At 58.4% G+C, this 24,915-nt stretch carries 23 protein-coding genes; 2 read left to right on the top strand and 21 right to left on the bottom strand.

The window, feature by feature from the left end; genetic code table 11:
- Positions 1–3: 3 nt before the first annotated feature.
- Together mdoH and PZBJ_RS01505 are read right to left on the bottom strand one after the other, a co-directional pair.
- Positions 4–2,553 carry a glucans biosynthesis glucosyltransferase MdoH gene (gene mdoH, locus PZBJ_RS01500; protein WP_101760869.1) on the bottom strand — a complete coding sequence of 850 codons (2,550 nt, stop codon included), beginning with the start codon at positions 2,551–2,553 and terminating at the stop codon, positions 4–6.
- Positions 2,546–4,081: a glucan biosynthesis protein G gene (locus PZBJ_RS01505; RefSeq protein ID WP_206098190.1), complete on the bottom strand. Its 1,536-nt coding sequence runs from the start codon at positions 4,079–4,081 to the stop codon at positions 2,546–2,548. The genes mdoH and PZBJ_RS01505 overlap by 8 nt, the downstream gene beginning before the upstream one ends.
- A gap of 278 nt (positions 4,082–4,359) precedes the next feature.
- Here PZBJ_RS01505 and mdoC point away from each other — a divergent pair, with 278 nt between their 5' ends.
- Positions 4,360–5,484: a glucans biosynthesis protein MdoC gene (gene mdoC, locus PZBJ_RS01510; protein WP_101760871.1), complete on the top strand. Its 1,125-nt coding sequence runs from the start codon at positions 4,360–4,362 to the stop codon at positions 5,482–5,484.
- A 31-nt stretch (positions 5,485–5,515) separates the two neighbouring features.
- On the opposite strand, the gene PZBJ_RS01515 is transcribed toward mdoC, so the two are convergent.
- Complete coding sequence (locus PZBJ_RS01515) at positions 5,516–6,979, bottom strand: phospholipase D-like domain-containing protein (RefSeq protein WP_101760872.1); 1,464 nt, start codon at positions 6,977–6,979, stop codon at positions 5,516–5,518.
- A 160-nt stretch (positions 6,980–7,139) separates the two neighbouring features.
- Between PZBJ_RS01515 and PZBJ_RS01520 the strand changes: the two genes are divergently transcribed.
- Positions 7,140–8,288: a glycoside hydrolase family 1 protein gene (locus tag PZBJ_RS01520; protein WP_101760873.1), complete on the top strand. Its 1,149-nt coding sequence runs from the start codon at positions 7,140–7,142 to the stop codon at positions 8,286–8,288.
- Here PZBJ_RS01520 and PZBJ_RS24185 read toward each other — a convergent pair.
- From PZBJ_RS24185 to PZBJ_RS01605, 18 genes are all read right to left on the bottom strand, one after another.
- Complete coding sequence (locus tag PZBJ_RS24185; protein ID WP_167391168.1) at positions 8,285–8,458, bottom strand: hypothetical protein; 174 nt, start codon at positions 8,456–8,458, stop codon at positions 8,285–8,287. The two genes, PZBJ_RS01520 and PZBJ_RS24185, sit on opposite strands and share 4 nt — an antisense overlap.
- 314 nt (positions 8,459–8,772) lie before the next feature.
- Complete coding sequence (locus PZBJ_RS01525) at positions 8,773–10,974, bottom strand: TonB-dependent receptor (RefSeq protein WP_101760874.1); 2,202 nt, start codon at positions 10,972–10,974, stop codon at positions 8,773–8,775.
- A gap of 522 nt (positions 10,975–11,496) precedes the next feature.
- Positions 11,497–12,732, bottom strand: coding sequence for a beta-ketoacyl-ACP synthase (locus PZBJ_RS01530; protein WP_206098187.1), 1,236 nt, complete (start codon positions 12,730–12,732; stop codon positions 11,497–11,499).
- Positions 12,729–13,460: a 3-ketoacyl-ACP reductase FabG2 gene (locus PZBJ_RS01535; RefSeq protein WP_101760875.1), complete on the bottom strand. Its 732-nt coding sequence runs from the start codon at positions 13,458–13,460 to the stop codon at positions 12,729–12,731. The genes PZBJ_RS01530 and PZBJ_RS01535 overlap by 4 nt, the downstream gene beginning before the upstream one ends.
- Positions 13,457–13,930 (bottom strand): hotdog family protein, encoded by a 474-nt coding sequence (locus PZBJ_RS01540; RefSeq protein ID WP_101760876.1) that lies wholly within the window; start codon positions 13,928–13,930, stop codon positions 13,457–13,459. The genes PZBJ_RS01535 and PZBJ_RS01540 overlap by 4 nt, the downstream gene beginning before the upstream one ends.
- A complete protein-coding gene (locus PZBJ_RS01545; RefSeq protein ID WP_101760877.1) occupies positions 13,923–15,080 on the bottom strand; it encodes a beta-ketoacyl-[acyl-carrier-protein] synthase family protein in 1,158 nt (385 codons plus the stop codon). Before PZBJ_RS01545 ends, PZBJ_RS01540 begins: the two co-directional genes overlap by 8 nt.
- The gene (locus PZBJ_RS01550) at positions 15,077–15,649 is read right to left on the bottom strand and encodes a DUF3261 domain-containing protein (protein WP_101760878.1); all 573 of its coding nucleotides are present in this window, start codon (positions 15,647–15,649) and stop codon (positions 15,077–15,079) included. Before PZBJ_RS01550 ends, PZBJ_RS01545 begins: the two co-directional genes overlap by 4 nt.
- Positions 15,646–17,967, bottom strand: coding sequence for an MMPL family transporter (locus PZBJ_RS01555; RefSeq protein ID WP_101760879.1), 2,322 nt, complete (start codon positions 17,965–17,967; stop codon positions 15,646–15,648). The genes PZBJ_RS01550 and PZBJ_RS01555 overlap by 4 nt, the downstream gene beginning before the upstream one ends.
- Positions 17,933–18,541, bottom strand: a complete 609-nt coding sequence (locus tag PZBJ_RS01560; RefSeq protein ID WP_370445552.1) for an outer membrane lipoprotein carrier protein LolA — start codon at positions 18,539–18,541, stop codon at positions 17,933–17,935. The genes PZBJ_RS01555 and PZBJ_RS01560 overlap by 35 nt, the downstream gene beginning before the upstream one ends.
- A complete protein-coding gene (locus tag PZBJ_RS01565) occupies positions 18,541–18,957 on the bottom strand; it encodes an acyl-CoA thioesterase (protein WP_101760881.1) in 417 nt (138 codons plus the stop codon). Before PZBJ_RS01565 ends, PZBJ_RS01560 begins: the two co-directional genes overlap by 1 nt.
- Positions 18,950–20,644: a glycosyltransferase family 2 protein gene (locus PZBJ_RS01570; RefSeq protein WP_101760882.1), complete on the bottom strand. Its 1,695-nt coding sequence runs from the start codon at positions 20,642–20,644 to the stop codon at positions 18,950–18,952. The genes PZBJ_RS01565 and PZBJ_RS01570 overlap by 8 nt, the downstream gene beginning before the upstream one ends.
- Positions 20,638–20,985 (bottom strand): ApeI family dehydratase, encoded by a 348-nt coding sequence (locus PZBJ_RS01575; protein ID WP_101760883.1) that lies wholly within the window; start codon positions 20,983–20,985, stop codon positions 20,638–20,640. The genes PZBJ_RS01570 and PZBJ_RS01575 overlap by 7 nt, the downstream gene beginning before the upstream one ends.
- Positions 20,972–22,300 (bottom strand): AMP-binding protein, encoded by a 1,329-nt coding sequence (locus PZBJ_RS01580; protein ID WP_101760884.1) that lies wholly within the window; start codon positions 22,298–22,300, stop codon positions 20,972–20,974. The genes PZBJ_RS01575 and PZBJ_RS01580 overlap by 14 nt, the downstream gene beginning before the upstream one ends.
- Positions 22,297–22,851 (bottom strand): COG4648 family protein, encoded by a 555-nt coding sequence (locus tag PZBJ_RS01585; protein ID WP_101760885.1) that lies wholly within the window; start codon positions 22,849–22,851, stop codon positions 22,297–22,299. Before PZBJ_RS01585 ends, PZBJ_RS01580 begins: the two co-directional genes overlap by 4 nt.
- 4 nt (positions 22,852–22,855) lie before the next feature.
- Positions 22,856–23,110 carry an acyl carrier protein gene (locus tag PZBJ_RS01590; protein ID WP_101760886.1) on the bottom strand — a complete coding sequence of 85 codons (255 nt, stop codon included), beginning with the start codon at positions 23,108–23,110 and terminating at the stop codon, positions 22,856–22,858.
- Between the two features lie 11 nt (positions 23,111–23,121).
- Positions 23,122–23,379, bottom strand: coding sequence for a phosphopantetheine-binding protein (locus PZBJ_RS01595; RefSeq protein WP_007887282.1), 258 nt, complete (start codon positions 23,377–23,379; stop codon positions 23,122–23,124).
- Positions 23,380–23,382: 3 nt separating this feature from the next.
- On the bottom strand, positions 23,383–24,180 hold the full coding sequence (locus PZBJ_RS01600) for a lysophospholipid acyltransferase family protein (RefSeq protein ID WP_101760887.1): 798 nt from the start codon (positions 24,178–24,180) through the stop codon (positions 23,383–23,385).
- Complete coding sequence (locus PZBJ_RS01605) at positions 24,170–24,907, bottom strand: beta-ketoacyl synthase chain length factor (RefSeq protein ID WP_101760888.1); 738 nt, start codon at positions 24,905–24,907, stop codon at positions 24,170–24,172. Before PZBJ_RS01605 ends, PZBJ_RS01600 begins: the two co-directional genes overlap by 11 nt.
- Between the last annotated feature and the right edge of the window lie 8 nt (positions 24,908–24,915).

A 24,915-nucleotide genomic window follows, 5' to 3' on the forward strand; every position in this document is an offset into this window, starting at 1 on the left:
TCCTCAGCGCTGTGGCAGCGCCTCTGGATTGAGCTTCAGCTTCTGATAGCTTTCCACCCACTGATGATATTTGTCCGCGCTTTCCCACAGGCGTGAGTGCACACGAGCCAGCACCACCGGATCGCTAATCAGCTGCAAACGCTGCTCGCGATTCAGTTTCTCTGGCGCATCGCTCAGTGCCTGATCGACACGACGGTCACGCGCATGATCCAGTAAATCGCTCTGCTTATGACGCGATGTTGCCATCGCCGTCGCCAGCGCGTTAAACGCCGGGTTAAACAGTGCATGCATAAAGCCATTTTTCAGCGCGCGTTGACGATTGATCTGCAGATAGTGATCGGTATCAACCAGCTCTTTAGGCGGCTCATACTCTTCCGGGATCAGGAACAGTTTGGCGTTCTTACTCTTCTGCCCTACCGTTGCACGGCTCGACATCACCGACACAAACGGCGACAGGATCAGTGAGACGACGATCGGCGACAGCCACCACAGGAAGTTCAGATCGAGGAAGCCCATACCGCCCGCCCACACCAGACCCAACAGCATCTGTGAACCATGACGACGGAAAGCTTCGCTCCACGGCGTCGCATCATCATCACGCTGCGGCGAGTTCCACACCACTTCCCAGCCAAGGAACGCGCTGACCACAAACACGGTGTGGAACAGCATGCGTACCGGCGCCAGCAGCACTGAGAACAGCATCTCCAGAATCAGCGAGAAGAACAAGCGGATGGCGCCACCATAAGGTTTCGCTCCCTTGAACCAAATCAGCACCACGCTCAACAATTTCGGCAGGAACAACAGCACCAACGTAGTTGAGAACAAGGCTATCGCCAGATCGGGACGCCACTGCGGCCACACCGGGAACAGCTGGCGTGGTTGCAGGAAGTAGGTCGGTTCCATCAGCGTGTGTACCACCTGCAAGGCAGTAGAAAGCGCGAGGAACATGAACCACAACGGCGCAGAGAGATAGGACATTACGCCCGTCAGGAACACCGCACGGTGAACCGGATGCATCCCTTTTACCAGGAACAAACGGAAGTTCATCAGGTTACCGTGGCACCAGCGACGGTCACGCTTCAGCTCATCCAGCAGGTTCGGCGGCAGTTCTTCATAGGAGCCTGGCAGATCGTAGGCGATCCACACCCCCCAACCGGCACGACGCATCAGCGCGGCTTCAACGAAGTCATGCGACAGGATCGAACCCGCGAAGGAACCTTCACCCGGCAGCGGTGCCAGCGCACAGTGCTCGATAAACGGTTGCACACGAATGATGGCGTTATGGCCCCAATAGTGTGATTCACCCAACTGCCAGAAGTGCAAACCAGCGGTGAACAGCGGACCGTACACACGGGTAGCAAACTGCTGGCAACGCGCATACAGCGTATCCATGCCTGACGCTTTCGGCGAAGACTGGATAATACCGGCGTTCGGGTTAGCATCCATCATGCGCACTAAACCGGTAAGACACTCACCGCTCATTACGCTGTCGGCGTCCAGCACCACCATGTAGCTGTAGTTGCTGCCCCAGCGACGGCAGAAGTCATCGATGTTGCCGCTTTTACGCTTCACACGACGACGACGACGACGATAGAAAATCTTGCCGGCGCCACCGACATCACGCACCAGCTCCATCCAGGCTTTCTGCTCGGCGATGGCAATATCGGCATCGTAGCTGTCGCTCAGAATGTAGACGTCGAAGTGTTCGGCATTGCCAGTTCGTTTGACCGATTCCCAGGTCGCACGCAGGCCAGCAAACACGCGTTCTACATCTTCATTACAGATCGGCATGATCAGCGCAGTACGGTGTTCCGGATTCAGTGGCTCATCGCCGGTTGTCGAATACGAAATACTGTATTTATCGCGACCGATCAGCAGCTGCAGGAAGCCCATTAGCGCGGTCCAGAAACCGGCTGAAACCCAGCAGAACAGGATGGCGAACAGGAACAGAATCCCGGTCTGCAGGATGTACGGCAGGATCAGCTCAACCGACTGCAGCCAGTTCTGGTTGAACATCTCGATAGGATCGATCAGCGTCCAGCCCTGATACGGCAGAATGGTTTTCATGTACCAGGTTGCCACCACGGTCTGCAGAATCGTCAGAATCAGCAGTACGTAACGACGCATGGAGCCAACGTGGCGCCACTTGTCCTCGTTTTTCTGCTCTTCAACGGTGGCATAGCGTGGGGTGGATTTCTGGCCGCGCAGGGAATCCCAGGCGCGCGCAATCGGGTTGGTGCGCCAGATCTCCGGGAACATCAGCGAACGCTTCACTTTCGGCATCGCCTTCAGTGTGGTGCGATCGAGATAATCCTTGCTGAGCTGCTGACCATCCGCCAGTGAGTCCGGCCAGGCCATTTGCACACGGGATGACACCGATTTCAGCGGCGCATCATCCGGGCGCTCGCTGGCGGCGTTATCTTGCCCCAGCGACGTATGAATAGCGTGGAACGCCTGCGCATTTTGCAGCGAATCGCTGAGACGGGCGCGCCCTGCCGCATCAAGCGGCAGAGCCTCCACGTAAGATTGAGGTAGAAATATCGATTTATTCATTGGCAGGTAGCTGATAGCTCCAGGTTTCCGTCAATGTCTTGTCGCCGCTCACCAGCGCCGCACGCATCTCAGTCGGCTGCTTGTTATCTTTCACACGCAGACGCAACACCAGACGCCAGCCTTTGGTCACCGGGTTGTAGCGCACACTCTGCTCAACCACGTCAGCGTTGTTACCCACGCTCACCTGCGGCGCCACTTGCGTATCTTCCGGCAGCTTGCTCATCGCTTTGCCAACGAAATCAATGGTGAAGGCGATAGAACCATCCGGCTGACGCACCAGATTCGACTGCTTCACATCACCGGCAGAGCGCAGCGTGTCTTTTACCCAGGCGATATCGTCTGTGTGCAGCTGATTCTCGTCACGGGTGAAGTGCAGACGATACTGGAAGTTCATCTCTTTGCCCGGCTCTGGCAGTTTTTCCGGCGTCCAGAACGCAACGATGTTGTCGTTGGTTTCATCGGCAGTTGGAATCTCGACCAGTTCAACGCGGCCTTTACCCCAATCACCCTGCGGCTCAACCCAGCCACTAGGGCGCAGGTCATAGCGATCGTCGAGATCCTGGAAACGGCTGAAATCACGCGTGCGCTGCAGCAGACCAAAACCTTTCGGGTTCTCAACGGTAAAAGTGCTAACCGCCAGATGTTTCGGGTTATTTAGCGGACGCCAAATCCACTCACCGTTACCGGCATGAATCGAAAGACCATTTGAATCGTGCAGCTCAGAACGGAAGTTGGTCACTGGCGAAGGCTGGTTTGCACCAAACAGGAACATGCTGGTCAGTGGCGCCACGCCCAGTTTGCCGACGTTATCACGCAGATAAACTTTGGATTGCACATCAACCGTCGATTCTTTGCCCGGTTTGATGATGAAACGATAGGCACCGGACGCGCGTGGCGAATCCAGCAGCGCATAGATCACCAGCTGTTTGTCCTGCGGTTTTGGACGCTCAATCCAGAACTCTTTAAAGCGCGGGAACTCTTCGCCCGACGGCAAGGCGGTATCAATCGCCAGTCCACGTGCCGAAAGACCGTACACCTGGCCCTCGCCAATCACACGGAAATAGCTGGCGCCGAGGAAGCTGGTGATCTCGTCGTCTTTGCCCTTTTTATTTAGAGGATACAACACCTTAAACCCAGCAAAGCCGAGGTTTTTGACTGCATCAGCATCGTGTTTTACGTTGCCGAAATTGAAGTAGTCAGGGTTATATTTAATTTCACGTACTGAAGACGCCGTCACTTCGTTGATTTTCACCGGCGTATCGAAATACATGCCCTGATGATAGAACTCAAGCTTAAACGGCGTGCGCAGTTTGCCCCAATAAGCTTTGTCGTGGTTAAACTGGATCTGCTGATAGTCAGCAAACTTCATTTCACGAAACTGAGAGGGTAAATTGCTTTTTGGCGCTTCGAAACTTTTCCCTGCCAACGCCTTGGCTTGTTTTGCAACATCATCAATGTTAAACGCCCAACTATTGTTGGCATACATAGCCAGCAGAACTGCCGCGCCTACCCAGCGCATCTTTACCAGTCCCACTTTATTATTCACATTATTCAGCACATCCCCCCCTTTCGTGTGCTTAGATCAAACCCGATTATCTTAAAGGATTATTCGGTTTTCCGACAGCGTATGTAATAGATTGTTCCGCTGATTTGTAAGCTGAAAATGTGCTTTTAGGATAATTAAACCCCGCAAAATCACATACAGATTCACCTGATAGTATACCCTGTTTACAGCCGGTAGAATTTTCCTTCGGCATAATCCGGTTTCAGGGCGAAACCGGCAAGTAAACTGACTATTGGAAGATTATGAGTTCAGCTAAACCCGAACGTGAATATTTCCTCGATTCGATTCGCGCGTATTTAATGTTATTGGGCGTGCCTTTTCACGTCTCCCTGATTTACTCCACGCAGAAATGGGCCGTGAACAGCCATGACGCCTCAATGTGGTTGACGGTGCTGAACGACTTTATTCACGCCTTCCGCATGCAGGTGTTCTTTGTTATTTCAGGCTATTTTTCCTACATGCTCTACTTACGCTACCAGCCGCAGCGCTGGTTGAAAGTGCGTCTGGAGCGTGTCGGCATCCCGATGTTGACTGCCGTGCCGCTGATTACCTTGCCGCAGTTTTTCATCACCAAAAATCTCACCGATAAAATCGGCGACTGGAACAGTTTCTCGCTGTACGACAAGTACAACACGCTGGCGTGGGAGCTGATATCTCATCTGTGGTTTTTATTGGTACTGGTGATTCTGACGACGTTCGGTATGGTGGCGTTTCGCTGGCTGAATAAGCAGCAGCGCAGCATCGATTATCAGCAAATTGGCTGGGGCAAATTGACGCTGGCGCTACTGACTTATGCCTTAATTTGGTGTGCGTTCCGCCGCGTGCTGTTTTATTTCGTTCCGGCCGTGTTTGCCGATGGCCTGTTCAGCATTGCCGTGATGCAAACGCTGATGTTCCTGCCGTTCTTTATGCTGGGTGCGTTGAGCTGGAAGCATCAGGCGCTGAAAGCGTTGTTTGTGCGCTTTAATCCGGTGATGTGCTTTGGCGCTATCGCAGTATTCATCGCCTATAGCCTGAATCAGCGTTACAGCAGCGGTGAAGGTTGGCTGTATGAAATCGATATGATCATTTCGACGCTGATGGGGTTGTGCATGCTAAACGTCTGTTTTAGCTTCGGCCATAAGCTGCTGAACAGCCATTCGCCGCGCATCATGTATCTGGTGAATGCCTCGCTGTTTATCTATCTGGTACACCATCCGCTGACCATTTTGTACGGCATCTACATCACGCCGCACATCGGCAACAACACGCTCGGCTTCTTCGTCGGCTTACTGATGGTATTTGGCGTGGCGTTTACGCTGTATGAAATCCATCTGCGCATTCCGCTGCTGCGCTTCCTGTTCTCCGGTAAGCCGCAACGCAAATGAAAAAAGGGCCCGCTAAGCTGGCCCTTTTTATCTAAAGCAACCACTCAACCGGCAAGCGCCACACCAGTCGCACCAGCAAGCGCTGCAGCAGCGTGCATTGCGGTTCATGTTTGTGCACCACTTCGCCCTGCTCGTTAGCAAACTCGACCCAATTGACGCGTCCCCACTTATCCAGACGTAGCGTCCAGGCGCGATCGCGCATCCCGGCAATAAAGCGCTGATGCGTTTGCTGCGCCAGGGCTTCACTCTCAATCACCAACCCCATTTCGGTGTTCAGCATGGCGGAACGCGGATCGAAATTGAACGAGCCGATAAATACTTTGCGATTGTCCACGGTGAAGGTTTTGGCATGCAAACTGGAACCTGAATTACCGGTGATACCGCGATCGTGTGGCGCGGTTTGCGGATTGTCCTGCGGCTTCAGTTCATACAGCGCGATGCCGTGGCGCAGCAGTTTTTTGCGCCAGCGCGCATAACCGGCGTGCACCACCGTGACGTCATTGGCCGCCAGCGAATTGGTAAGGATGGCAATCTTCACCCCGCGACGCTTCAATGCCAGCAGCTGCGCCACGCCAGATCGCGTCGGGACAAAATAGGCCGAGATAATATCGAACTGCTGCTGCGGCGTGCCGATGACCTCTAGCATGCGCTGCGGCAGTAGACTGCGGCGTTTTGCTTTGCCGAGCCCTTTACGCGGATCATCACTCAGCAGGCGCGATTCCGCCCACGTCATCTCCAACTCGCCCTGCTCCATCTGGCTGATAAACGACGAGTGCTCCAACCGTGCCAGATAGCGCTCCACCGCTTCACTCTGCTGCCACTCTTGTGGCAAGCGCACTGCCTGATGCGCATCGCCGCTCACATCAACCACTTTGCGCAGCGGCGATACCGCTTTACTGCGCCAGTAGCGTTCGAAATCCTGCGTCACTTCGTCGACCACCGGACCAATCGCCAGGACATCGAGATCGGTAAACAGTGGTTCATCGCCGGTGCCAAAATATTCGTCGCCGATATTGCGCCCGCCCACCAGCGTCGCCGCGCCATCCACCGTCAGGCTCTTATTGTGCATACGTCGATTGAGGCGGGAAAAATCGGTGAGATAACCGAGCGCGCGCAGCGTGCGGAACGAGAACGGATTAAACAGGCGCACGGCGATATTGGCGTGGCGATCGAGTTCCGCCAGCGTCTCATCCAAACCCGGCGTGTTATTGTCATCCAGCAGCAATCGCACTTTCACCCCGCGCTCGGCGGCGTCCAGCAGCGCGCTGAACAGCAAGCGGCCGGACATGTCGTTGTGCCAAATGTAGTACTGCACATCAATGGTGTGCTGCGCCATGCTCATCAACTGATAGCGCGCAGCAAAAGCGTCCAATCCATCGTTAAGCGGATGGATGCCGCTCATGCCCGGATGTCGTGCGCAACGCGCCTCAACACTCGGTTTCAGCCGGTTGCCCGAATGTTCCTCAGGCGGCAAAGAGGTTGCTGCTTCACTCATAGTGAATCCCTGAAAGCTGTGGACCTATTATTGTTGGTATCAATGCGCGAAGAAGCAATCGGAGGCTTCCTTTTCTGCCCAATGGCGCACCGTCAATTTAGTCTAGACTTAGCCAGGCGTTCTGCATTCTGCATCCGGCGCTCAATGTGAGGAGAGGATTATGACTCAGCAATCCCTGCGCCATCACCCTCAGCTGTTCCGCAGTTTCTTTCAGGGCAGTTTTCCCTGTTCAACCGCCCGTCGCGCAGGCGGACGTCGGCTCGATATGGTGATCAGCAGCGGCCACGACATGCTGCTGGAGAAAGATTATGCCGCACTGGCGCAGGAAGGTTTGCACACCGCGCGCGATGGCGCTCGCTGGCATCTGATTGAAGCCGTGCCCAACGAATATGACTGGCGCACCTTTCTGCCGATGGTGCACGCCGCGGCGCGTCACGATATGCAGATTATCTGGGAGCTGGCGCACTTTGGCTATCCCGATCACCTGGATATCTGGAAAGCCAGCTTTATCGATCACTTTGAACGCTTCGCCCGCGCGATGGCGCAACTGATGCGCGATGAAGGCATCGAAAAGCCCTTTTTCACGCCGATCAATCAGATCTCATTCTGGTCGTGGGCCGGCGCGGATGTTTCCTGGCTCGATCCCTACGCCAGCGATCGCGGTCGTGAGCTGAAGCGCCAATTAGTGCGCGCCTCGCTGGCGGCGATGCACGCCATTCGCGAGGTTTATCCCGATGCCCGCTTTGTGCTGACCGATCCGCTGGTGCAGGTGGCGACCGATCCCGATAACCCTGACAGCAAACCTTATGCCGACGCGCAGCATCAGGCGCAGTTTGAAGCCTGGGATTGGATTGGCGGACGCGATGCGCCGGAACTGGGTGGCCGCGCGGATTTCCTCGATATTCTGGGTCTTAATTACTATCCCGACAATCACTGGTTTTTCTCAGGCGAAACCATGCCAATCGACCATCCGACGCGCCAACCGCTGCACCGTTTGTTAATGCAGTGCTGGCAACGTTATCAGCGCCCGATGATTCTGGCCGAAACCGGAGCCGAAGGTGATGCGCGAGCGCCCTGGCTGCGGCAGATCAGTGAAGAAGCGCGTCTGGCGCTGGATCACGGCGTGGCGCTGGAAGGGATTTCGCTCTATCCGGTGGTGGAGTATCCGGCGTGGGCCGACGATCGGCGTTCACCGGGCGCGCTGTTTGGCCTCGGCGATCCCAATGGCAATCGCACCCTGCATGAGGCGCTGGCGCTGGAGTTGCGCAGTCAACAGATTAAGTGGCAGAACTGGCAGACAAAAAGCTAAGACTGTTGCGTAGTGGCGGGTTTTTGCGGGCAGGTTTGCACATCGAGTGAAGGATCCGCGGGGTGACGCACGTCGGTGAGCCAGGTCATGGTGAAGAGAAACACCACGCCAATTAAACAGGCGGAGAGCAGGCCAATTATGGCGATCAGTTTGTCATCGCTGGATTCCATCGACATCTCCTTGCAGGCTTCCTTTTCCCGGTGCTGACCTTAACTCATCCACAGCGTAATCATCAGGACGAAGATTATAAGCGTAACCGAAGTGACTGCAAGCACCACAATGGCGAAGAGCGCGTCGTCGAGCGGCTGCCGATAAGGTTCGTCGTGGTCGTCTGGTGGTGCAGGTGAACTCATGATGACTCAAAAATAAAGGCGAGTTTTCGCGCAGGATTGCCGCACAGAGTGTAATGCAATGCGCCCTAAGTTACAGGAAAATTTCTGGCGGAGAAATAATGGGGCGCAGGCGCGCCCCATTGGAGAGCAGATTAGAAATCGTAGCTGAGTGAAACCTTCACCGTGCGTGGTTCACCCTGCGACAAATAGGTGCCGCTATCATCAACATTGGCCCAATATTTCTCATTCGTGACGTTATCCACGCCCACGCGCCACACCATATCGTTCTGGTTAACCTTCATGCGGTAACGCAGACCCAAATCCAGCGTGGTGTAATCATCCAGCTTCATGTTGTTTGCCAGGTCGGCATATTGTGAACCGGTGTAGTTCAGCAATGCTGTGGCGGTCAAACCGTCCACCGGCTTGATGTCATACTCCGCACCCAGCGCCGCAGTGAAGCGCGGTACGCCGATGGCGTTTTTGCCATCCTGATCGCTGTCACCGGTTTTGGTCATATCCGGATCGATCCAGGTGGCGCTGCTGTTAAGACGCAGGCCCAGCACCGGCTCACCGAATACGTTCAACTCCACGCCACGGTTGCGCTGCTCGCCATTCAGCTGGTAGACCGAATTGTTCAGCACGCCAACCGGCTGTTTGATTTCAAACAGCGCCAGCGATCCGCCGACGCGACCAAAGTCCGCTTTGACACCCACTTCGTTCTGCTTAGCATGTACGATGCCGGTCACGCTACCGTAGTTGGTGGCGGTAAACGGCGCGGCGGTGCCTGGCGTCAGCGATTCGGTATGGTTGGCATACAGCGAGATATTTTGTGTGGCTTTATACAGCAAACCGTAGGCCGGCAACCAACGGCTGCTGTCGAAACGTGTCGCGGTATCTTCAACGCCGTCATAACCGTAGTTACGCACCACCACTTTTTGATGACGCGCGCCGACGGTTGCCAGCAAGGTGTCATCAAAGAAGCCCAGCGTATCGCTCAGCAGGTAGCCTTGCGAACGTGAACGGTAAGTGGTCAGCGGATCGCTGAACTTAGCGCCACCGGCGAACACGCTATCCGGTTCAGCCACATCCTGCGGGTGATAAATATTTACGTTGGCATCGTTGCCCGACGACATGCGATAGCTGTTTTTCGCATTCGTGGTCATCGCCGAATAACCGAAATTCACTTTATGCGTCACCGGACCGGTGGTGAAATCACCACGCAGTCCAACCATGCCGCTCATGTTGTCCTGCACGCGATTGGTGCGGAAGCGACCAATGGTGGCGTTGCCGGCGCTGTCGCGGATCTTCGGAATGCCGTAGTTGCCCACTTCATGTGTGTGCTGCGCGCCGAGGCCCGCATAGGCGGTCCACTGATCGGTCAGATCGTATTCGGCTTTCGCCAGACCAAACTCCGACTCGATATCGCTGAACACCCACTTCTGGCTGTAGTTTTTCGCGTTGGACGGCACATCAGGAATGAAATCGATGCCGCTGATGTTGACGCCGTTACGCGCATCGTGGAAGGTCTTTTTCAGGTAGCCAACGTCGAGCGACGTACGCAGACGATCGCCACGATAATCCAGGCCGAGTGACGCAGCGGTGGTGCGTTTTTTCTCGCCATCTACCTCGGTGCCGCCTTCGCGGTTAACCGCATTCAGACGCACGCCGAACTGGTTGTTGTCGCCAAAACGACGACCAATATCGGCGGTGCCGCCCACCTGGGAACCGGACGTGTAATCCACCCCGATGCGCGTCAGCGGCGTATCATCAGCGTGCTTCGGCTCGAGGTTAATCATGCCGCCGACGCCGCTCTCCGTCGAACCGTTCAGCAAGGCGTTAGCCCCTTTAAAGATCTCCACGCGATCAATCAGCGAGGCATCCATCACCTGACGCGGCACGATACCCGCCAGGCCGCCGTAGGTCATGGCATCGCCGTCCAGCTTGAAGCCACGAATGCGATAGCTCTCGGCAAAGTTGCCGTAGCCTTTCAGATTCTGCACGCCAGCATCGTTGCGCACCACGTCACCGATGGTTTGCGCCTGCTGATCCTGAATCATTTTCGAGGTAAAACCAATGACGTTAAACGGCACGTCCATGGCGTTTTGCTCACCCAGCATGCCAAGGCGGCCGCCGTGTGCAACCTGGCCATCGAGGAAAGCCGGTACCAGATCGTTGCCGCCTGGTTTGAAATCGGTTTGCGGTGTCGCGGTCACGGTCAGCGTCTGCTGCTCGTTTTTCGCGTCAGTTGAGGTTGTGGTGTTGGTGGTAGCAGCCATCACTGGCAAACAACCGGCGCTGACCATTACGGCCAACAGCGTCGGTTTCAGTCCGGGATTGAAAGGCATAGTGCGCATGGGATCCCCTAATGCAAACGAAGTGATAATCATTATTATTGCGGTTTGCGATTATGCGCAGTCGTTGTGCGAAAGCAAGAAAAATCCCACTTTTTGCGTTCATATCATGGAGGAGTGGTGCAATAGGTACCCTGCCCGGTCTTGTAGGGTCGCCATTCATTCATGGCGACCAATGCTTATCACTGAAGAAAGGGTTTTGCTTTGACTAGGTAGCGGGCTCTGACACATCTGCTGCGTCACGGGCCGTCCTCGCGCCGCTAGCGCGGTGCCTTCGGCTTCCACGTCGTGCCAACGGACCGTTCGCGGATCGGCCTTCACTGGCCGACACCGAACTGCCTCACGCATCCATGCGTGAGGCTCCTGGCCCAACGTAAAAGCCTCAGCGCTGCGAATAGCCCTTTTGCCGCAGCAGACGCGCCAGCGCCTCTGGCAACTGTGCCCTTTTCAACAACATGTACCGAAGCAGCAGGCATGCGTTCGTCGCGGACTTAACTAACAAGCGCCATTCATGGCGCCCTGCTATCAGCCTTCGCGCCAGCGTTTAAACACCAGCGAAGTGTTAATCCCGCCAAAGGCAAAGTTATTGGATTGGATGTAATCTGTCTCAATCTGGCGCGCTTCACCGATGATGTAATCAAGTTCACCGCATTCAGCGGCCGGTTGTGACAAATTCAACGTCGGCGCAAACCAGCCTTCACGCATCATCTCAATGCTCATCCAGGCTTCCAGCGCCCCGCACGCGCCCAGCGTATGGCCAAAGTAGCTTTTTAGCGAAGAGATTGGCGTGCTGTTGCCATAAATCGCTGCGGTGGCCTGACTCTCGGCGATATCGCCGCGATCGGTGGCGGTGCCGTGGGCATTGATATAGCCAATCTGCCCCGGCGTGACGCCGGCGGTTTTCAGCGCGCGCTCGATACAAATCTGCATGGTTTCACGCTGCGGCTGGGTGATATGCGCGGCATCGCAGTTGGTGTGGAAACCCACCAGCTCGGCATAAATGGTGGCTCCGCGCGCCTGCGCATGTTCCAGCGATTCGAGGATCAAGGTGCCGGCACCTTCGCCAATCACTAATCCGTCGCGCTGCTGGTCGAACGGCGCGGGCGACGTGTGCGGCGCGTCGTTACGCTGGCTGGTGGCGAACAGCGTGTCAAACACCGCCGCTTCGGATGGACACAGCTCTTCCGCCCCACCCGCCACCATCACGGTTTGATAACCGTGACGAATCGCTTCCCACGCATAGCCGATCGCCTGGCTGCCCGACGTACAGGCGCTGGACGTCGGGATCACCCGGCCGCGCAGGCCAAAGAACAGGCCCGCGTTAACGGCGGTGGTGTGCGGCATCATCTGCACGTAAGTGGTGCCGGTAATGTTGTTGGTGTGCTTTTCCGTCAGCATAGTGGCGAACTCACTCACCGGTCCGGTGCTGCCGGTGGAGGAGCCATAAGCAATGCCGGTTTCACCGCTGGTCAGCACCGGATGATCGATCAAACCGGCCTGCTCCAGCGCGAGTTCGGTGGCGCGCGTCGCCATCAGTGACACGCGCCCCATCGAACGAATGCGTTTGCGCGTGTAATGCGCTGGCGGCGTAAAGTCGTCCACCGGCGCGCCGAGCAGCGTGTGCAAGCCGTCGTACACTTGCCATTCCGGCATATGGCGCACCGCATTTTTGCCCTGTTTGATCCGCTCAGCCACCGCGCTCCAGCGCTCACCAAAAGCGGTCACGCCGCCCATGCCGGTTACCACTACGCGCTGAATCACAGCATACCTCCATTGATTGAAATCACCTGACGCGTGACGTAGCCCGCGATGTCCGACATTAAGTAGCTGGCCAGTCCGGCGACTTCATCCGCCGCGCCCATGCGCTTCATCGGGATCAGCTTCATCGCCTCGTCAATCACCAGCGGCTCAAGATCGGTCATGCCGGTATCAATTAAGCCGGGCGCGATGCAGTTAACGGTAATTTTGCGTTTCGCCAGCTCAATCGCCAGCGCTTTGGTGGCACCGATAATGCCGGCTTTGGCCGCACTGTAGTTGACCTGGCCGCGATTGCCCATGATCCCCGATACCGAGGAGAGCGTAATAATACGTCCGCCCTTGCGCAGGCCAATCATCGGCATCACGCACGGATGAATCACGTTGTAGAAGCTGTCGAGATTGGTGTGGATCACGCTGTCCCACTCGTCATCGGTCAGGGCCGGGAACGCCGCATCGCGCGTGATGCCCGCATTGCTCACCACGCCGTAGTAGGCGCCGTGTGCGGCGATATCCTGTTCCAGTGCGCTGCGTGTGACATCGCGCTGCGCCACGTCAAACTGCAAGGTGCGCCCACATCCGCCTGCCGCCTCAATCTCAGCCAGCGTCTGCGCGGCACCGGCGCTGTCGCGGTGATAATGCACCACTATCTCAAAGCCATCCTGCGCCAGACGCAGTGCGATGGCGCGGCCAATACCTTTACTTGCGCCGGTCACTAAAACGCTGCGTGTCATGGCTGAACTCCTTGTTGCAATTGAATTAACTCGTGTTCATTGGGCTGATAGGTATTCAGCCGCCCGCTGGCAATGATCGCCTCGCCGCAGCGGATCTCCCCTTCAAAGCTGCCCAATCGGTCGTCACGCATCAGCAGACGCATTTCAACGCGCAGCGTGCTGTTGGCGGCGAAAGCGGCGCTGCTGGCACGATAACCGCGTCCGCCAAGCAGCATGCCGGGACGAATCTCATCGCCGCCGCGCTGACGCGCATGAAAGCCCGACCAGACGCCAACGGTCTGCGCCATGATTTCCACGCCGTACCACGCCGGTAAATCGCCCTGTGCGGTGAGAAAAGGGGCCAGCACGCCTGTCGCGTTGATACTGACTTCGCAGATCACGCTGTCGTCGCTAACCTGGATGACGCGATCCAGCAGCAGCATCGGTGCACGATGCGGCAGATAAGCATCTACCGGCAGAAAATCACTCATGAGGCTTTCCTACAATCAGGCAGGTATTGTTCCCGCCAAAAGCAAACGAATTTGAGGCAATCACCGGGCGCGCCAAAAGCTGCGGCGTGGTGATCAAACCGCACGCCGGCAGCGAGGTATCGCGTGCCGCCAACGAGAAATCCTGCGGCGGCAGCGGCAGCTGCTGCTGCAGAATCAGTGCGGCTAAAGCCGCTTCGGTCGCGCCCGCCGCGCCCAGCGTGTGGCCGGTCAGGTGTTTGGTTGAGCTGCACGGCACGCGTTCACCAAACAGGCGATGAATCACCGCAGATTCCACCTGATCGTTCAGCGGCGTGGCGGTACCGTGCAGGTTGATGTAACCAACATCCTGCGGCTGTAAACCCGCCTGTTGCAGCGCCATCAGCATAGCGCGCTCGGCGCCGACGCCTTCAGGATGCGGTGCCGACATGTGCCACGCGTCCGACGATTCACCGCAGCCGAGCAGCGCCAGCGGATGCTTTTCGCGCGTCAGCAGCAGCAGCGCGGCAGCTTCACCAATCGAAATGCCGTCGCGATCGGCGCTAAACGGCGCGCAGTGACGTTCAGAAAGCGAATCCAGGCTGGCGAAGCCGTTAATCGGCATGCGACTCAGCGAATCCGCGCCGCCCACCAGCGCCACGTCCGCTAAACCAGCATCAATCAAACGTTGGCCGCTGATTATGGCGCGCGCACTGGATGAGCAGGCAGTCGAAATGGTGTAAGCCGGACCGTCCAGCGCTAAAAAATGCGCCAGGAAGCGTGATGGATCGCCAAGCTCCTGCATGCGGTAATCGTAGCCCGACAAGGCGTCATCCACCTGACGATCGCCTTCATCCACGCCGGAGGTGCTGGTGCCAAGCACAATCGCCACGCGATCGCGCCCATATTGCGCGATCGCCGCATCCACTGCCGGGCGTATCTGCGCCAGCGAGGCCAGCAGCAGCTGATTGTTGCGGGTGTTATGCGCCGCCAGCGCGGCAGGAATCAGCGGCAACGCGCCCTGCACTTCGCCCAGCCAGCAGCGTTTGCCGTCTTGCAGCCAGCCGTCACGCGGTTGCATGCCGGGCGCGTGGCCCGCTTGCAGCTGTGTGGCGATGTGCGCCAGGTTGTTGCCCAGCGCATTCACCATGCCAAAGGCGGAGATGTAAATCATGATGAGGCATCCAGATGTTGGATTTGAATCTGATAACCAAACGCACGTTGATCGATGCTGATCGGCTCACGCAACTCGCCACGCTGCAGATAGCGAATCAGCGTTACCACCTTGCCAGCGGGATCGCGCAGCTCGCGGCGATCGTCGATGTCGGTCAGCGTCCAGCCACGCGGCAACTGCGGCTGCCACGCGCTGATCGGCCAGTGGCTCAGCATCACATCCGCCAATACCTGACTGGCGGGCGGCATTTCCGGCAGCGCCATCATCTGCTGCGTGTGAATGCCGTTTTTATCATAGGTGACGCGGAACAGGCGAATGCCAAGCGATGACAAACCGGCGAGGCTCAGCTGCTGTGAATCCGCGCTCAGCAGCACCAGCAGCGACTGGGTTTTGCCTTTGGCGTGGCCGGTCAGCAACTGCTGCTGCTGAAACGCGGGCGAGATGCCCGGCGCCGGCAACGTGACGCGCACGCCCGGTTTCAGCCACGCGGTTGGCCGATTGAGGTCGCTCTGATGCTGCGCGCAGCCGCTTACCAGCAGGCTCAACAGCAGCAAAATGCCCATTTTCATCGTTGCTTCCTTTTCCCCGGAGCCAGCGCCAACGGCGCCAGCAAGAATGCACAAAAAATCCCGCTGCACAGCACGGTGCCAAAACCGCTGATGGCGGCGGTGCTGCTGAACACCAGCATGCCTAGCGTTAACAGCGTGGTCATCATCGCCAGCGTCACCGCCAGCATGGAGGTTAACGGCGTGCCGCGCGGATTGCTGAAGAACAGCGTGTAGTTGATGCCGATGCCCAGCACCAGAATCAGCGCCAGCAAGGCAAACAGATTGAGGCTCGCGCCGATCCAGCCCAGCGTCGCCAGCGCCGCCGCCAGCGACAGCCACGACGGCAGCGCGCTGCGCATCCCGGCTTTTACGCCCAACCGTAGCATATAGCTGGCGGTAATCAGCAATAATGCCAGCGCCAGCAATCCGCTCAGCAGCGTGCGCCAAAAGCGGAACAGTTCATCATAGCTGGCCTTGCGATCAACCCAACTGACACCCGCCTGCTGGGATGCCAGCTGCTGCAACGCGGCGCTGTTCTTAACGCCGCCGATCGGCACCAGCACGCTGCTGCGTCCGTCCGGCAACGACAGCCACAGCAGCCGCCAGCCTTCACTCAGCGGGCTCGCCAGCCAGTCGGCGGCGGTCACCGGCATGGCGCTGAGATTAGCATTCGCTACAGTAATGCCCGCCTGCTTCAATCGATCCAGAATGGTTGGTGCAGCCTGCTGTAGCAGCGCTACATCCTGCTGCTGCTGCGCCAGCGAACTCAGCGGCAGCACGCGATAACTTTTGAACCAGCCTTGCTGCTGCGCCTGTTGCAGCTTGGGTGCCAGCGCGCTCAGCCGTTGCAGTGCTTGCTGTTCATTATCGCCCCACACCACAAACCAGGTTTGATCGGCCTGCTGACCGGTCAGCTGCGCCAGCTGACGATCCTGCGCTAACAGCTGCGCCGGGGCGCTTTGCAGATGGGCAATATCATCATCGACCTTGAGTTGCAGCATGCCGCTTAGCGCATAGATCGCCACCAGCGCCGGTAAGCCGCGCTTCAGCCCGTTATTGCGTCGCCACGCGGCCAGCCAGCGCGCCAGCCATACCATGGCCGGAATCGGCCGCACCGGTAAACCGCGTACCAGCCACGGATAAAAACAGATCACCGTCAGGCAGGAAGCACTTAATCCGCTGGCGGCAAATACCGCCAGCTGGCGCAAGCCGGGGAACGGTGCCAGCAGCATCAACAGCCAGGCAATCGCCGTGGTGCCGAGCGCCAGCAGCAACGTACCACGCACCTTATGCAAACTTTGCCACGGCGTGGCTTGCTCGCCGTGCACCATGCGTTCCGTCAGATAGTAGAGCGTATAATCGGCCGAGATACCCACAATGCTGAGGCTCATCACTAAGGTGGTGAGATGCAGCTCACCAAAACAGAGCAGCGTCAGCACCGTGCCCGCCATCGCGCCCATCGCCACCGACAATGCACAGAGCGCCAGCGGCCGTAATGAACGGAACACCAGCCACACCAGCAGCAGCAACCCCGCTAACGTTGCGCTGCCGAGGGTTTCGACATCCTGCTGCGCGCGCTGGCTGGCATCGTCGCTAAACAACACCGTGCCACGCGTCAGCAGTTGCGCATCCGGCCAGCGGGTTTTCAGCTGTTGCTCCAGCTGATTAAGCGCGGTCACCAGCTGATGGCTCTCTTTGATACTGAAAGCATTGCTCGCCAGCTCGCCGTGCAGGAAATACCAGCGGCGCTGCTGCGCATCCTTGACCGTCAGCCAGCCGTTATGCAGCAGCATTTTATTGGCGTTCTGCTGCATCGCCAGCTGTGCGCCGCGCACCAGCAGCAGCGGATCGTGGCCGATCTCTTTGCTGCCGACGCTCGCGAAAGCCGAGAACAGCTGCGCCAGAATCCAGTCGGCCTGCGCGTCACCGCCGTTCTGCAAGCGCGCGCGCGTGGCCGGATCGATCAAGCCGTTGCGATGTTGAAACGCATAGGCGCCCCAGCGCTGCATCTGATCGTCATCCAGCGCGCCGCTTACCTGTGTCAGCATCGGCAAGGCTTGCAGCTGCGCTTGCCACCAAGCCGCAACCGCATCGCCGTGGTGATCGTTGGCACTTACCAGCCACACCAGTTGACGATCGAGGCGCTGCATAAAGCCGTGCTGAATCTCCGCTGGTGCCTGCCCGAGGTTTTGCTGCGGCAATAACGCCAGCACGCTGCTGTTCAGCTGGCTGCGCGGCAGCAAAACCGCCAGCGCCAGCGCTAACGTCAGGCACACCGCCAGCCACAGCAGCGCAACGGTTTTTTCACTGCGCTGGGGCAAAACGGGCTCGCTCTTCATCGGTTAACTGTTTCGGTTCGGTGCGGGTAGCGCTAAGGGTGATCTCGGTTTTATCGCCCTGCTTATCATCCAGCGTGATGCGATTAAGAAACGCCTCGCCTTGCAGATCGATACGGTTAAAGATCTTATTCAGCGGCGCGGCTTTCGGCGTCAAACCAAGTTGCCAGCGGTTGTTGCCCAGATCATGGAAATCGAGCGCAAAATTCTCACGCAGCACCTTTTCATCTGCCTGGAATAGCGCGCGTAACAAATGGTTGAACTGGAACATCTGCGGATTGCTGTCGGCGGTGATCACCTGCGGCGGCTGGCCGCTCATGCTCTGCACCATGCGCTTATCATCGAGGATCAGCATCAGTGGGAACGGCGTGGCTTGTTGCCACCACAAACCCTGCTGCTGGGCGATCAGCAGCTGACCGCGTGACACCAGCGGCTGCGCCATCCCGGCAATGGTGCGCACCTGAACAAAATTGGCGCGGATCACCGGTTGGCTGGCGAAGCGCTGTTGCAACTGCTCGAGCGTAACCGCGCTGGCGTTGGCGCAGATCACCAGCAGCAGCAGACAAAGGGTTCTGATCACGGTTTCACTCCCAGGCGTTCAAACAGAATATCGGGCGAGACAAAACACATCTCCTGCGTCGCTGCATTGACCGCCACCTGCAGCGTGTGTGCTTTGGTGGTCACCTGCCCCGCCGCGTTGCGGATCACATAATCAATGCGTAAACGGTTTTCGTATTCGCTGATACTGGCGACGACGCGGACCACCTCTTCGCAGCGCAGCGGCTGGCGGTATTTCACATGGGTATCGACCACCGGCCAGACGTAGCCGCTGGCGGCCATTTCGCCGTAGCTGTAATTGACGCTGCGCAGCAAGGCTTCGCGCGCCACTTCAAAAAAGCGGAAATAGTTGCCGTGCCACACCACGCCCATCGGATCGCAGTCGTGAAACGACACGGTAATGTCCACCTCAGCGCGGTAGTTGCTTTCACTCATCGCGGCTTTTCTCCTCGGGCAACGTCCAGAAATCGTAAAAGTTAAACCAATCCAGCGGCGCCATCAGCGCGTGCTGTTGTAACCGTTCGGCGTAGCGATCGACGGTGGCCTGTAACGCCTGCTGGCGCTGGGCGCGCGGCAGCGAGAGCGGATCGGCAAAGGCTTCGCAGTGCACCCGCAATCGCCCCTGTTCGCGCAGGGCAAACATCAGCAGCACCGGACAGCGCAACGCCGCCGCCAGCACAAACGGTCCCTGGGGAAACGGTGCAGGATGGCCCATAAATTCACTCCACACCACGCGACGCTCGCCGCCGCGCTGGCGATGCACGGCGGTACGATCGCCAACGATTGCCACCCATTCACCGGCATCAAGTTTTTGCTGCAGCAGAATGGCGGTGTCCGGACCGATATCGGTGACCGGCAGCAGATTGACGCCCGCCTGCGGTGCAATGCTCTCCAGCACCTCGCGGAAGCGTTGCGCATTGTCAGTAAACACCAGCGCATTAATCACCAATCCGCTGACCTGTTTGGCCATCGCGCGGCAGGCTTCGATATCACCGAGATGCGAGGCCAGAATCAGATGGCCTTTGCCCTCGGCGGCACGAATGGTGGCTTCCGCACCTGGCGCGAAATCAATGTCGCGTCCCCATTGCAGGTCACCGCGCCAGCTAGCGACTTTATCCAGCATGCTGTAGCCGAAACGCAGAAAGTGACGATAGCTGCTGAGCGGCGCAGGCAGCGCGATGTTCTGCTGCTGCGCCATCGCCCGCACTCGCTTCAGCCACTGCTGCGAGGCGGCGCGCGCGGTGCGTCCGGTTAGCCAGTAAACCGCCACCACCGGCCACAGCAGCAAGATAAAAGGCAAGCGTCCGGCGCGGCGATAGAGCCACAGCATAAAGCGCAAACCGCTCTGCCCGCGTCGTTCCGGCGTTGCAGACCAGTGTTGCGCATCACTACGCTGACGCAGTAACTGCGGGATGCGTGGCAACATGCCGAAGAACAGCCGCGTGTGCATCCATGAGATGCGCAGGTTGTCCCGCAGCGCATCAAAGTGCGATACGCCGCTGGCCGGATAGGTCACGCGCGTGGTGATAAAACGGCTCGGCGTGCCCTGCCAATAGAGGCGCACCATGATTTCGGTGTCGAAATCCATGCGCTGACCAATGGGACGGCGATCGCACAACGCCAGCGATGGCGCGAGCGGATAGACGCGGAAGCCGCACATGCTGTCTTTCAGCGAGAACGACAGCGTTTCCACCCACACCCAGAAATGGGTGATGTAGCGGCCATAGAGGCGCGATTTGGGAATCGAGGCGTCGTAAAGCGGCTGACCGGAGATCAGACAGTGCGGATGACGCTGCGCTTCGGCCAGCATACGCGGCGTGTCTTCCACCTGATGCTGGCCATCGGCATCGAGTTGCAGCGCGTGGCTGTAACCCGCCGCCGCCGCCGCGCGCATCCCGGCAATCACCGCCGCGCCTTTGCCCTGATTGTGGGGTAGCGTCAGTACCCGCAACTGCGGTGCCTCCAGCGCCGCAATCTGCTGTTTGGTGGTGGCATCGCTGCCGTCATCCACCAGAATCACTGGCAAGTTGAACGGTGCCAGCCGCGCCAGCACCGACGCCAGCATCGCGCCGTGGTTATAGCAGGGAATCAGCACACAAGGCGTGAAGTGAGAACTCAACACAGGCGGATCTTCCCGCTGCTGGCCACCGTCGCCACGTCACCGTTGATCAGGCTGTAGCTGAAACTGAGCAGCGATTTTTCTGCCTGCCACTGCAGCTGTAACGCCAGTTCGGCATCCGGCGGCACCGGCTGCTGGAACTTGATATTGTCAACCGCGGCGAAAGATTTACCGATGGCTAAACGCGTCAGGCCGTAATGCAGCGCCCAGTCGAGCTGCGCCACGCCGGGCAGAATTGGCAGCGTCGGGAAATGGCCGCGAAACCAAAAGAGATCGGCAACAACGTGCAGGCGCAATATCAGTGCATCGCCCTGCTGTTCGGCATGCAGTTCAACCGGCAGCATCAAATAACTCCTCAATTTGTGGCCAGGCGCGTTTACTTTGTGCGGTGACAGGAATCGACGTCACCACGCGCCAATAGCGCGGAATCGCCACCGGCTCCAGCCAGGGTTGCAGGGCGCGTTTCCACTCAATTTTTAGCTGATGCAGCGTCGCCGCATCCAGCATCTCAGGCAGCGCCAGCACCACGCCAATCGCGTGACGACCGTGACGCTGAATCGCCAGCGCGGCGGCATCTTCCACGCCGGGCAACGCCAGCAGGCGGCGTTCAATTTCACTCAGCGATACGCGTTTATCTTCGATCTTCACCACGCGATCCTGACGTCCCGCCAGCTGAAACTGGCCGGACGGCTGCTGCACGATACGATCGTCGAGCGCGCAACCGGCGTCGGTTTCCAGCAAGGCGGAAAATATTCGCCAGCGTCCGGCGTCCTGCTCACGCAAGGTGATCTGCGGGAAACAGTGCCACAGCGCGTTCTCCTCGTGGGCGCAGCGCCAGCCAATCACGCCGGTTTCGGTGCTGCCATAAATTTCATCAACCGTGCAGCTCAGCGCCTGTTGCGCATGCTGCGCCGCCGTCCACGGCAACGCACCACCGGCGGACACGATCAGTTCGCAGCGCGGCCCGGCCAATGCAGGATCGAGACGCCGCAGAAACGCTGGGCTGCTGATAAACGCGTAGCGACGATCGGGTGAATGATCGGCCAGCTGTTCACTGTAGAAAATTTGCTGCGCGGCAAAGGGTAAACCCAACGCCATCGGCAGCACGATGCGAAAACTCAGGCCATACAGATGTTGATGGCTGACGGAGGCAATCACATGGCAATCACGTAAGCGTGCGCCCCACAAGCTGGAGAGCCAGCGGGCTTCAAGATCCAGCGCGCGCAGCGATTTCACTACGCGACGCGGCGTGCCGGTCGAACCAGAGGTGAACAACACCAGCGTGGCGTCGGCGGCGATCGGCGGTAACGCACCGCTCGCCAGCGCGCCGTCCCAGCGCAGCTGCGGCAGCGCGACTGCCAGCGGCATATCGCTGATCACGCCATCCAGGCTGTCGGCCATCTCTTCCAGCTGGGCCGCGCGACAGTGTCCGGGGATCACCGGCGTTTTACCGGCGTGCCACAGCGCCAGCAGCGCGGCGGTAAACGCATAGCTGTTATCAAAGCACAGCGCCCAATATTGGCCGGGCTGGTTTTGCAGCCGATCGGCCAGCGCCCGTACCTGCTGACGCAAGGTATGCAGCGTATGTTGCTGTTGGCCGTGCCAGGCCACCATGCGATCCGGCGCGCTGAACCAGTCGCGGAGGCTATGTAAGTTCATGCCTGTTTCCTTATGCGCTGACGCAGCAGCCATTCGCCGCCCATCAGCGTGCCCATCAACAGATAGCTGATGCACCCATTCCAGAGTGTCCAGAGCGTGACATCATTGAGCAGGCAGGTGAGCAGCGCCACGCTGCCGTTGAAGATGAAAAAGCCGCACCACACTTGCGTCACGCGGCGGGTATAACGCACCGCGCGCGGTGGCAGATCCGGTTCGCGCAGCCGTGCCAGCCGTTCCACCAGCGGCATGGGGCTCCACAGCGACGCGCCAAACAGCAGCAGCATCGATGCATTGACCACCAGCGGATACCACTGCAGCAGATGTTGCGATCGCAGCAGCAGGCTGGCGAGGCATAACGCGCTGCCCACCAGCGCCAGCAGTAGCATCACACGCGCCATCGGCCCGGCGGCGCGGCGCAGCGTCCAGACGCGCAGCACAAACAGCAGCGCCAGCAGGCCCGTCACGCCGCGCCACTGTGGCTGGGTGAGGGTTAACCACACCAGAAACGGCCACGCCAGCAGCGCCGCTCCGTTTAGCAGCCGCAGCAGCATGCGATCAGGCTTCGTCGCGCATCAGTTGATCGACGGCATCCACCACATCCTGCACGGTACGCACCGCGCGGAAGGTTTCCGGTTTGATCTTACGGCCAGTACGCTTTTGCAGATGCACCACCATATCGACCGCATCGATGCTATCCAGCTCGAGGTCTTCATACAGGCGGGCGTCCGGACGAATATCATCCGGCTCAATTTCAAACAGCGAGGTGAGCAGCGAAGCCACTTCCTGGTAAATTTCGTTTTTGTTCATCATGTTGACTGCTCTCAGGCTTGCTGTTGTTCAACAAACGCGGCCAGTGTAGCCACGGAAAAAAAGTGCGCGCGCAACGTTTCACTCTCGGCGGAGAGCTGTACGCCGAAGCGATTTTTCACCGCCAGTCCCAGCTCCAGCGCATCGATTGAATCGAGGCCCAGCCCCTCGCCAAACAGCGGTGCGTCGGTTTCGATGTCGTCAGGGCTGATATCTTCCAGATTCAGCGTGTCGATAATCATCTGTTTGATGTCGTTAATCAGTACTTGCATAACTTAGTTGGTCTCTTCAGGCACCAGCGCCTGTTGCAGATGACGCGTCAGACGACGTGCGGCCAGCGGCTGCGAATCCTCTTCGGCCTCACTAAAGGCGTGGCTGGCAATACGCGATTGTACGCGTACAGTAAAAATCGGTTTAACCAGCGGAATCTGATACCAGCGGCTTTGCTTATCGAGCATGCGCTCGGTGCAGCTGATGTGCACCACACGCAAATCGCAGCCCGCGCGCACCGCAATGTTGGCGGCACCGCGCTGCAGCTTCAGCGGCTCGCCATAACGTGTGCGCGTGCCTTCCGGGAAAATCAGAATGGTATCGCCGCGCGCCAGTCGCTGCTGGCTGTCTGGCAGCAGCGTATCGGCTTCGCTGTTAATCAGGTAATCGGCGGCGCGAATCACGCCACGGAAGAAAATGTTGTGCTGCAGCTCGGCTTTCACCAGGCAATCCATCTCCGGCAGCACCGAAGCGATCATCACGTAATCGATCAGTGACGGATGGTTGGCGACGATCAGGCAGCCGCGATCCTGACGCAGCTGTTCTGCGCCGATGATTTGGTAATCGTAAACCCCGACAAAGCGGCAGAAACGCAGGAAGCAGCGGAAGCTCCAGGCGATGCTGCTGCGGGCGATATGGCGACGGCGCAGGCCATCACGCTGCACCAGTAACAGCAGATTGAACCAAATCAGCGACAGTAGCAGGCCGCCCACGCTGAACAGCGTAAAGCTGACGGCGGTCATCACCAGCCGCCAGTAATAGTTGAAACCGGGACGCACCTCGGTCAGCGAATTATCCACCATGCAGACGCTCCCAGTGCCACTGATGGCGCTCGCCGGCCACGCTAAAACGTGGCGTGTTGTGCAGCATCGCCGCCAGAAATTGCAGACTTTGCGGCAGAGGGTTGTGCAGCTCAGCGGGTTTGCCGGCCTGCGCTTCGCAACGCCACGCCACGCCTGCGCGTAGCAGCAGCGCTACCGCGTACGGCGCATTAAAGCGATCGATTTCCGGTAGCCACGGACGGTAGTAATCCGGCACCACGCCGTCAAAATCCACCAGCAGCACCTGCGCATAACCCGCCTGATGCAGCGCCGCCACTTCTATCAATCCTTGCTGGAAGCTATCAATACCGGCCGAAACCGAGGATGAAACCAGCGGCTGACGCGCGGCGATGGTCAAACTGCCCACCGCTGAGTTGTGAACCGACATGGCGAAATCGGTGGGCGACAGCGCTTGCTGTTCCGCCAGCGCGGTGAGGATGCGCAGATTACGCTCCAGTTCACCGTGGCGACTGGTGAAGACGATGGCGTCCACGCTGTGCCGCGCCAATAACGCCAGCCCGCATTCAACCGCAGCACGGCTGCCGGCGCTGAGACGACGCGCGGTCATCATCGGCAAAAATTGGGGTTTCGCGATAGGTTGCGTGGCATCTAACGCCGGTGCCTGTTGCGCCCAACGTTGCCACTCTTCTGCGGTGCTGTTGCCCGGCGCGATGGCGTGCCAGTCAACAAGGGAGTAAGCGAGTTTCATACCTGTAT

Origin of the sequence: Pantoea endophytica, assembly GCF_002858935.1 — a bacterium.
Taxonomy (GTDB): Bacteria; Pseudomonadota; Gammaproteobacteria; order Enterobacterales; family Enterobacteriaceae; genus Pantoea; species Pantoea leporis.